Below are 8,915 nucleotides of genomic sequence, written 5' to 3'. Positions count from 1 at the left end.
CCGCCCGCGGCCCCGGCCCTCACCCGGGCGGGGGGCTCGGGGGGGGAGCCCGGGTCCCCGCAGCCCGCAGCCGCACCCCGGAAGCCCATCCGCCCCCGCACCCCCTCCCCCACACCCCTGGAGGGGAACGGCCCCCTCGTCGTCCTGGACGGCACCGACAAGGCCCACGCCGCCTCCGGCCTCCTCCTCCCCCTCCCGGCCAAGGCCCGCACCGACCTCCCCGCCCTCATCGCGTGGGCCCTCGGCCCCGACGCCGATCTCCGCTCCCCCCGGCTCCACCGCAACGGCAAGGACGGCGACCCCCTCCTCGTCCTCACCCCCGCCGCCGCCGAGGCCCTCGGTCTGCCCCCCACCCTGGAGGACCGCCGCACGCTCCGCCTCCCCGACAACCACCCCACCCTCAAGCTGCTGTCCAAGAGCAAGTGGCAGCTCACCCGCCGCGGTTTCGGCCCCTGGCCCCGCATCTACCGCCCGGCCTCCCCCACCACCGGCCGCCAGTGCGTCCAGCTCGCGATCCTCCCCTGGGGCGCCCTCGACGCCCGCGCCTGGGGCGAGCACACCGCCGACCTCCCCGCCCCGGAGCTCGCCGCGCTGCTCACCACGTACGCCTCCCGCGTCCTCACCCCGCGCGGCTCCACCGCCGTGTCCGGCCTGGAGCTCATGACGGCCCTGCGCCCGCCCACCCGCGCGGCCCGAAACCCCGACACCCAGGTCTGGGAGTCCGCGCCCGTCCCCGGCTCGCTCCTGCGCCCCGTCGACCCGGCCCCTCCGGAGGCCCCCGACGAGCACCCGGTCGTCGCCGCCCTGTACCCCCGTTCCCACCAGCGCACCCCGGACCAGGTCCTCGACGAAGAGGCGTACGACTGGATCCGTGACCCCCAGCTCCTCACCGACGCCGAGTGCACCCGCACCCACGCCGTCGGCATCGACGTGAACATGGCGTTCGCCGCGGCGGCCAACCGTCTCCCCGTCGGTCTCGGCCCCGCCGTCCACACCGCGAGCCCGCGCTTCGACCCGAAGACACCGGGCTGCTGGCTGGCGGACCTCTCCGGCCTCGCCCTCGATCCGCGCCTCCCCAGCCCGTTCACCCCCACGGGCCGGCCGCCGACCGGCCCCGCCTGGTACGCGACCCCGACCCTGGCCTACGCCCAGGAGCTCGGCCACCCCGTCCACCCCACCGAGGCCTGGCTCCGCCCGGACAACGGCCCGTACCTCGACGCCTGGTACACCCGCCTGCGTGACGCGTACGTGGCCACCATGGCCGATCTCGGCGTCACCTCGGCGCTTTCCGAGCCCGAGTTCCTGGCGGCGATGGCCGAACTCCATGAGCACCCGGATCCCGTGCTGAAGCCGGTCCTCTCCGCCATCAAGTCCACCGTCAAGGGCGGCATCGGCAAGCTCCGTGAACGCCCCCAGGGCGCCGGCTACCGTCCGGGCGAGCCCTGGCCCGCCCTCGAACGCCCCACCTGGCGCCCCGACATCCGCGCCGCCGTCATCTCCACGGCCCGGGTCAACATGCACCGCAAGATGAACAAGCTGGCCACGGCCGCCGGCCAGTACCCCGTCGCCGTCCTCTCCGACTGCGCCGTGTACCTCTGCGACGGCCCGAGCCCCCTCGACTTCCTGCCCCGCACCCCCGAGGGCAAGCCGCTCCCCGGCGGCTTCCGTCTCGGCGTCAGCCCCGGCATGGTCAAGCACGAGGGCACCCAGTCCCTCCTGTGGGCCGTGGAGATGCTCGACCAGGGTCTCAACCCCGCCCGCCACATCAAGGGCCACGACGCGGCAGCCGACGGAGAGTAGCCAGACATGCCCGAGATCGACGACAGCCTGACCCGCGCCGACGAGCAGCACTTCACCCGCGCCATCCCCAAGTCGGCGGGCGCCCGGATGCGGTTCCTCGTCAAGCAGCTGAAGACCACCCGCGCGGTGGCCCGGCTGCTCGGCATCTCCCAGCGCACGGTCGAGCGCTACGTCAGGGACCAGATCAGGCAGCCCAAGCCGGCCCTCGCCGCCCGCCTGGAGTCGGAGGTGCGCCGCCGCTGGCAGCCCCTGGTCCGCAAGCGTGCCCGCGCGAGGGCGGCGCGGACGACCGGCCTGGTCATCGAGACCCGCGCCCGCTTCGGCTTCACCGCCGCGCCCGGCACCACCGACGACGGCCGCATGCGCCGCATCACCCAGCACCTGCCGCCCGAGTACGCGGGACGCCTGTTCGCCGCCCAGGAGGCGGGCGCCGGCGAGGCGCAGCTGCGCGCCATCGCCGCGGAGGGGCTCCAGGAGATCTACTTCAAGGACAACGGTGCGCGCGCCGGCGGCCTGCTGGTCGAGTTCACGGACATCGACTACGTCGACTTCGCGTTCTGACCGCGGCCGGTCCGCACCGTCCGTAGGGACCGCAGGGACTGAAGGGACCGAAATTCGGTATTCCGTTTACCTGCGCCCGTACGCCCGGCCCGTACGGCACCGGCCAGGGACCCAAGGGACCGAAGGGACTGAAAAACCCAAGGGACGGCAAAGCCCCGAGAAGCCGGGGGACTGGGGAACTGGGGGACCGAAAGCCCTCGGCACCCAGGGACCGAGGCACCCAGGGAGCAGGGACTCAGGACTCAGGGACCCAGACCCAGGGACTCAGGGACTCAGGGACTCAGGGACTCAGGGACTCAGGGACTGAAAGAAGAACCCGATCAGGCGACCGTGGGCGTGGACAGACCGCGCTGCGAGCGCTCGGTCTTCCTGCCGACCTGCCGGGGCCCGATGGTCCGGGGGTCGACCGCCTCGCCCGGCGCGCCCTCCCGGTACAGGCCGTGCGGCTCGGCGTCCCGGTCGTGCGGCAGCAGGTAGAAGACGCGCCGCTTCTGGAGTCCGCTGTCCGGGTCCGCCTCGGCGGTGTCGCCGAGCTCGGTGAAGCCGATCATGCGTCCGTCGCGGTGGTAGCGCGGCTTGCCCCGGCGGCGGGGCGTTTTGTCCAGGGCCTGGCGCACGTAGTCGAGCTCTTCGGGGTCCTCCAGCCACACCACTTTGTCCTCGTGGGCGAGATCGCTTGATGACAGTAGCGAGCTCATGGCCTGGGTCCCTCCTCGATCACACGGGCCCTGCCGGGCCCCTGGTCCCTCCACGCCGCGGACGGCGCCGATGCCGGTATACAGCAGGACCCTGCTGGCCGCTGCCGGGTGGTGGGTCTGTTCATCTTCCTTGTCCATCGTAGGCGTGCCCACCCCGGGGCGGCATCACCCATCGTCGGGTCACCTCGTGGTTGCCCTGTTCGCCTCGCGCGGAGTCTGCTCCTCATCGGCCAGGAGAGCCAGTCCCGGGTAGAACTTCTGCCCGTTCGAGCGGAGCATCTCGTTCGGCGAGGCGACACCGACCTCGGCGCGGATGCGTGTCGCGAACGCGCGCGTGGTCGCGGGCCTCAGACCCTCGCCGTCGAGGCACCAGGCACTGTACGCCCGGTAGAGGGCTCCCTGCTCCACCTTGAGGTCGCGGGGGTCGGGCAGGTCCGCGCCCGTGGTGCAGCACTCGACGAGGAACCGCCCGATGTGGTCCTCGGTCGTGGCGTAGGCCTGGGTGGCGCTGCGCACGACGCTCGGTCCGGTCAGCGCGGGCTTGGCCGCGAGATACGCCTTGGCCCCCTGGATCATCCAGTGGAGGATCCCGGCGCCCTCCTCCTGGACGAGCGTCTCCGCCAGGTTGTCGATCTTGCGGTGGTCGGGGACGACCTTCTCGAACGGGATGAGCCGGATCCGGCGCCAGAAGGCGTGGCCGCCGGTGCCCACTTCCGGGCGGTGGTTGCCTAGCAGCCAGAGCTTGTGGGTGGGCTCGAAGCTGAAGAAGTCCTGCCGCATCCGGCGCGCCTTGAGCCGGTCGCCGCCGGTCAGCAGCTTGACCCGGGCCTCGTCGAACTTGTCGTGGGGCTTGAGCTCGCTGCAGACGAACAGGCGCCGGCCGTGGAGTTCGGTGAGCTCGGTGGAGTGCTCGTTGAACTTGCCGCGCTCCATGAGGAACCCGGGCGGTGCCACGTCCGCGTAGTCGCCGAGGATCTTGATGACGACGTCGAGGAGGGCGGACTTGCCGTTCGCGCCGACGCCGTAGAGGAAGGGCAGGACCTGGCCGCCGACGTCGCCGGTGATGGAGTAGCCGAGCAGGAGATGAAGAAAGTTGATCATCTCCCGGCCCTTCTCGTCGTCCCCGAACGTCTCGTCGAGGAAGCGGTGGAAGCGGGGGGTCGGCATCGCCTCGGGCGCCAGGTGGGTGGCCCGCGAGTGCAGGTCACGGGTGGGGTCCGGCTTGTGCAGGTCACCCGTGCGCAGGTCCACAACACCGGCCGGGGTGCACAGGGCGTACTTGTCACCGTCGAGGGTGTCGGGGTCCAGGGCCAGTTCGGGGGAGGCCTTGGCCTGGGTGAGCATGGCCTTGACGCCCGAGGTGGACATCGCGCGCCTGCGGTGCTGGGCCAGCTCCCGGTCCGAGAAGACGCCGCGCGGGTCGTGGACGGGAAGTTCCTCCGCCATGTCGCCCGCGGCCCAGATGGCGGCCTTCTCGCCGCCGGTGCGCTTCCAGCGGTACTCGTCCCAGACGTACCAGCCCAGTCCCTCGACGTGCCGGAACCGGTCGTGGTGGAGGTGGGCGAACAGTTTGGCGTTGCCGCGGTCGCTGAGGTTGTGCAGGAGCCCGGTCTGGATGAAGTCGGAGGCGTCCCCGGCGGCGGGGGGGACCGGGGCGGCGTTCTGCTGCGCGGGCAGCCGGCGCCGGCCGCGCGCCGCCGCTGCGGCGAACGCGGCGGACGCCGTGGACGCGGGCGCCGGTGCCGTGGACAGCGCGGAGCCGGCGGCGGCCTCGCCGGACATGCCCGGCTCCGCCGTCGGCTCGGTGGCGAACGCGGCGAGCTGTTCCGCCGCCGCCTGGGCGTTGAACCCCGTGCTCCTGGCGCTGCTCATGTGCGTTCCTTGGGGTGGATCGGTCGATCGCTTCCGGCGCGCAGCCCCGTGTCGACGATGAGGACGTTGCGGCGCGGCTGGTGGGGCCGGGCCCGGTCCGCCGCTTCGAGCAGGAGCAGGCGGCCCTCCGCCGCGTCGAGGTGGCCGCCCGCGACGAGACCCCCCGCGGTGAACGCCGCGCGGTTGAGCTTCTCGCTGAAGGCCGTTCCGGACGAGCTCGTCCCACAGGAGCCGACTTCCGCCAGAAGGCCTCCCAGCAGCCGTCTGCCGGCCTCCCGGCCACCGCCGGGCGCAGAGGGCCGCGACCCGGATCCGGGAGCCGCAGAACGCACGGGGGAGGGCGCGGGGGAGTGGTCCTCCACCACGTGCCCGGTACGGACGAGTTCGGCGGCGAGCCACGACGGCAGGGCCCCGGGCAGCCGGGCCCCGGGCAGGGCCTCGTAGACGCCGGCCGCGGTACGCGTCGTCGGCGCGACGATGTAGCCGCCTTCGGCCCGTACGTCGACCTGCCAGGCGAGCGCGACGCGGGAGCTCGACCCGCTGGAACACCGCAGCCGCGGACCTCCCTCGGGCGCCCGGTACCAGATGTGCATCCCTCCGGAGGGCGTACGGACCCTCAGGGTCCCTGTGTCCTCGCAGGGGTCGGGGCGGCCCCGGTGGGCGGCCAGCAGGGCGAGGGTGTCGAAACCGCTCTCCAGACCGGTCAGGTCGACGCGGTCGTCGATGGGGATGCCGGGCAGCAGACGGTTCCTGTCGGGCACCGTGGCGGCATGGGCGTCGACGTCGATGACGACCAGCCCCGCGGCACCGCAGGCCACGCCGATCCCGAACTCGGGCTCCCTGCGCCACCATTCGCGCAGCGTGTCCAGGTCGGTGGTGGCCGCGTGGAACCCGTGGCACCAACGGCCTTCCGCATGGCAGGGGCACGCCGCGGGGGAGTGCCGACGGCCCGTGCACTCCCGGCAGTTCGCGGCAGGCGTCTTGGTCCCCGGGGCCAGGGGGTGCACCGGATGTCCGCGCGCCGCCAGCCAGGCCGCCACCTCCAGCGCCGTCCCGCCGGTCGCGCCTCGGCGCGGGTTCTCGGGATGGACCAGCACTGGCTCTTCCTTGACGCGGTGTCGGGGGACGGCTCCTCGGCCCCCGGCCGGTCCCTGACGTGCAGGATGACCTGCGCCTCAGGGACCAGAGGGACTGAAGATTCACTATCGCGGAGATTACCGCAGGGACTGCCGAAGCTCGGGCCGCAGGCACAGGTATATCGAGAGTTCAGTCCCTTCAGTCCCTCAGTCCCTGAAGTTCTACCCTGGTTCGTCCGGAAAAGTTCCGTCTTCGAATCGGCTGTCGGCCCGGGCGTGTCGCGACCGGACCCCCGGCTCCCACCCGACGGCTCCAGTGGCTCTCCAGCGCGGCGCAAGGGCGACGCGAAGACGACGCGAGGGCCGTGGTCCAGGGGGCCCCGCGCACAGGTACTGAAGCACTCGGACCCCGGTTCAGTCCCTCCCTTTTCAGTCCCTGAGCAAAACCGCAGGTCAGAGCCTTGTGTTCCGCCACTCAGGGACTGAAGGGACTGAGAATCACTACTTCCACTCTTTACGTGCGTGCGTGTATGCGCGCAGGCATATAAGAAGCCTGGTATTCCATATGCGGCTCATAACTGCAAAGTTGAGTCCCTCCAGTCCCTGAACCACCGGCCCTAGCCCGCTGACCTGCAGGTTTAGGCAGTGACTGAAGGGACAGGGACCGAAGCGGACCCACCGGCGTTCAGTACCTGTCGGGGGGAGGGGGCACCGCGGGAGGGGGCCGCACACCCAGACTCCGGGAACCCCCGGCCCCAGACCCTCCACCGCGCCCGGACCTCTCCCCGCCTTCACCCACCCGCCACGCCGCACCCGCGGAACGTCGGCCTGAACCGGGGGCCGGCGAAACGCCGCCCGGGCGAACGGCAGGGGGACCCGGGGTACGGCCGCAGCCGGCCGGGGCGGGGGAGGGGGCTTCGCCCCGGCCCCGGCACCCGGCGGAGCCGCTCGCTCAGGGGGCCGCCGGTCCCTCCGGGCCCAGCCGCGGTGCCACCCGTACCCCGAACTCGCGCCGCAGCGCCGACCGCGCCGCCAGGTACCCGGACATCCCGTGCACCCCGGGCCCGGGCGGCGTCGAGGCCGAGCAGAGGTAGACCCCCGCCAGCGGCGTCCGGTACGGGTCGGCCTGCGCCGTCGGCCGGGCCAGGCTCTGCACGAGGGTCATGGCCCCCGCCCCGATGTCCCCGCCCACGTAGTTCGCGTTGTACTCCTCGTACGCGGCGCCCGTCACCGACCGGTGCGCGAGCACCGTGTCCGTGAAACCGGGCGCGTACCGCTCGATCCGCCGCCGGATCAGCTCGTACGGGTCCGCCGTGCTCCCGTGCGGGACGTGCGCGTACGCCCACAGCGGCCGCCTGCCCGGCCGGGCCCGCCCCGGATCGGCCACCGCCGGGTCGACGACCAGGACGAACGGCTCCGCGGTGGCGACCCCCCGCGCGGTCAGCGTCTCCTGCCGGAACACCTCGGCCTGCGTACCCCCCAGGTGCACGGTGAGGGCCCGGCCCGTCTCCGGGTCGGCCCACGGCACGGGCCCGGAGACGAGGAAGTCGACCTTGGCCGCGGCCGGGCCGTAGCGGAACCGTGCCAGCCGCCGCCGGTAGCGGTCCGGCAGCCGGTCGCCCGCGATCCGCAGCAGCCCCTTGGGCGCGACGTCGAGCAGCACGGCCCGCGCGGCCGGCAGCTCGCGCAGGTCCTCGATGCGGCGCCCGGTGTGGAACACCCCGCCGTGCGCGGTGACGTCGGCCGCGAGGGCGTCGGCGATCCGCGCGCTGCCGCCGCGGGCCAGCGGCCAGCCGCTGCCGTGCGCCAGGTGCCCGAGCAGCAGCGCCACCCCGGCTCCGGCGGGCGACGGCAGCCGCCCCACCGCATGCGCGGCCACCCCGGCGAGCAGGGCCCGCGCCGGCTCGCCCGTGAACTGCCGGGCCGCCAGCGGGGTTCCGTGGGCGAGCGCGCGCGGCCCGAGCCGCAGCGCCGCGGGCAGCGCGGAGCGCCACGCGGCGGGCAGGGCGCGCGGCCCGGACAGGATCAGCTCGGTGACGGCGTCGGTGTGCTCCAGCAGCGGCCCCATCAGGGCCCTCCAGCGCGCCCCGTCGGGGCCCAGCCCCGCGCAGGTGCGCTCCAGGTCCCGGTACGCGACGGCGCTGCGCGCGCCGGCCAGGGGATGGGCGTACGAGGCCTCGGCGTGCAGCAGCTCCACCCCGCGGGCCGCCAGGCCGAACTCCCGGAAGAAGGGGGAGGCCGCCGCCATCGGGTGCACGGCCGCGCAGATGTCGTGCTCGATGTCCGGGTCGAAGAGGGAGCGGGTGCGCAGGCCGCCGCCGATCGTGCCGTGCGCCTCGTACAGTTCGACCTTCACCCCGGCGCGGGCCAGGGTGACGGCGGCGGCGAGCCCGTTGGGCCCGGTCCCGACGACGACGGCGGTGTCCGCACCCGCACCCGCACCCGCGCTCACGCGACCGTCCCGCGCACACCGACGGCGTCAGCGGCATCGGCGGCCTCGGCGGTGTCCGCCGCGTCCCGCCGCTCCCCCTGTTGCTGCTGTTCCTGCCGTTCCGCCAGCCTGCGGTACAGCGGATCGCTCAGCCGGAGCTCCGCGTGCGTACCGGTGGCCCGTACGGTGCCCCCCTCCAGTACGACGATCTTCTCGGCCCGGGTGATGGTCGAGAAGCGGTGCGCGATGGCGACGACCGCGCAGTGCCTGCTGATCGCGGCGATGCTCTCGCGCAGCGCCGCCTCCGCCTCCCCGTCCAGACTCGCCGTGGCCTCGTCCAGCAGCACGATGCGCGGGCGCTGCAACAGGGTGCGGGCGATGGCCAGGCGCTGGGGCGGGGGGCCCCCGCCCCCCCCCCCCCCCGCGCCCCGCGAGGGGGGGGCGGCCGGCGGGGGCCCCCCCCCCCCCCCCCCACAC

6 protein-coding genes and 1 pseudogene are annotated in these 8,915 nt (G+C 73.8%); 2 read left to right on the top strand and 5 right to left on the bottom strand.

From position 1 onward, the window contains the following. Together tap and tpg are read left to right on the top strand one after the other, a co-directional pair. Positions 1 to 1,800, top strand: a 1,800-nt coding sequence (gene tap / locus ACFXA3_RS07850; protein ID WP_385183481.1) for a telomere-associated protein Tap, incomplete at its 5' end; no start/stop codon positions are given. A 6-nt stretch (positions 1,801 to 1,806) separates the two neighbouring features. Beyond that, positions 1,807 to 2,361 (top strand): telomere-protecting terminal protein Tpg, encoded by a 555-nt coding sequence (tpg, locus tag ACFXA3_RS07845; protein ID WP_385183478.1) that lies wholly within the window; start codon positions 1,807 to 1,809, stop codon positions 2,359 to 2,361. A 320-nt stretch (positions 2,362 to 2,681) separates the two neighbouring features. Here tpg and ACFXA3_RS07840 read toward each other — a convergent pair whose 3' ends face one another. The 5 genes and pseudogenes from ACFXA3_RS07840 to ACFXA3_RS07820 form a co-directional block, all read right to left on the bottom strand. Beyond that, positions 2,682 to 3,059, bottom strand: a complete 378-nt coding sequence (locus ACFXA3_RS07840) for a DUF6009 family protein (protein ID WP_054225930.1) — start codon at positions 3,057 to 3,059, stop codon at positions 2,682 to 2,684. A 180-nt stretch (positions 3,060 to 3,239) separates the two neighbouring features. Further along, on the bottom strand, positions 3,240 to 4,931 hold the full coding sequence (locus ACFXA3_RS07835) for a phage/plasmid primase, P4 family (protein WP_385183475.1): 1,692 nt from the start codon (positions 4,929 to 4,931) through the stop codon (positions 3,240 to 3,242). Then, positions 4,928 to 6,028, bottom strand: a complete 1,101-nt coding sequence (locus ACFXA3_RS07830; RefSeq protein ID WP_385183472.1) for a bifunctional DNA primase/polymerase — start codon at positions 6,026 to 6,028, stop codon at positions 4,928 to 4,930. Before ACFXA3_RS07830 ends, ACFXA3_RS07835 begins: the two co-directional genes overlap by 4 nt. A 931-nt stretch (positions 6,029 to 6,959) precedes the next feature. Continuing rightward, the gene (locus ACFXA3_RS07825; protein WP_385183469.1) at positions 6,960 to 8,459 is read right to left on the bottom strand and encodes a phytoene desaturase family protein; all 1,500 of its coding nucleotides are present in this window, start codon (positions 8,457 to 8,459) and stop codon (positions 6,960 to 6,962) included. Beyond that, positions 8,456 to 8,915 (bottom strand): annotated as a pseudogene (locus ACFXA3_RS07820) (hypothetical protein); the annotation flags it as partial. The pseudogene ACFXA3_RS07820 and the gene ACFXA3_RS07825, both read right to left, overlap by 4 nt.

The organism is Streptomyces sp. NPDC059456 (genome assembly GCF_042750055.1).
In the GTDB taxonomy this organism is placed as follows: Bacteria; Actinomycetota; Actinomycetes; order Streptomycetales; family Streptomycetaceae; genus Streptomyces.
Note: the sequence above shows the minus strand (reverse complement) of the source record. Positions and strands in the feature narration are given on the sequence as shown.

What these genes read in the sequence shown, in the direction of transcription:
- ACFXA3_RS07835 (WP_385183475.1), bottom strand. Translation starts at nt 4,931, where the DNA reads ATGAGCAGCGCCAGGAGCACGGGGTTCAACGCCCAGGCGGCGGCGGAA.
- tpg (WP_385183478.1), top strand. Translation starts at nt 1,807, where the DNA reads ATGCCCGAGATCGACGACAGCCTGACCCGCGCCGACGAGCAGCACTTC.
- ACFXA3_RS07840 (WP_054225930.1), bottom strand. Translation starts at nt 3,059, where the DNA reads ATGAGCTCGCTACTGTCATCAAGCGATCTCGCCCACGAGGACAAAGTG.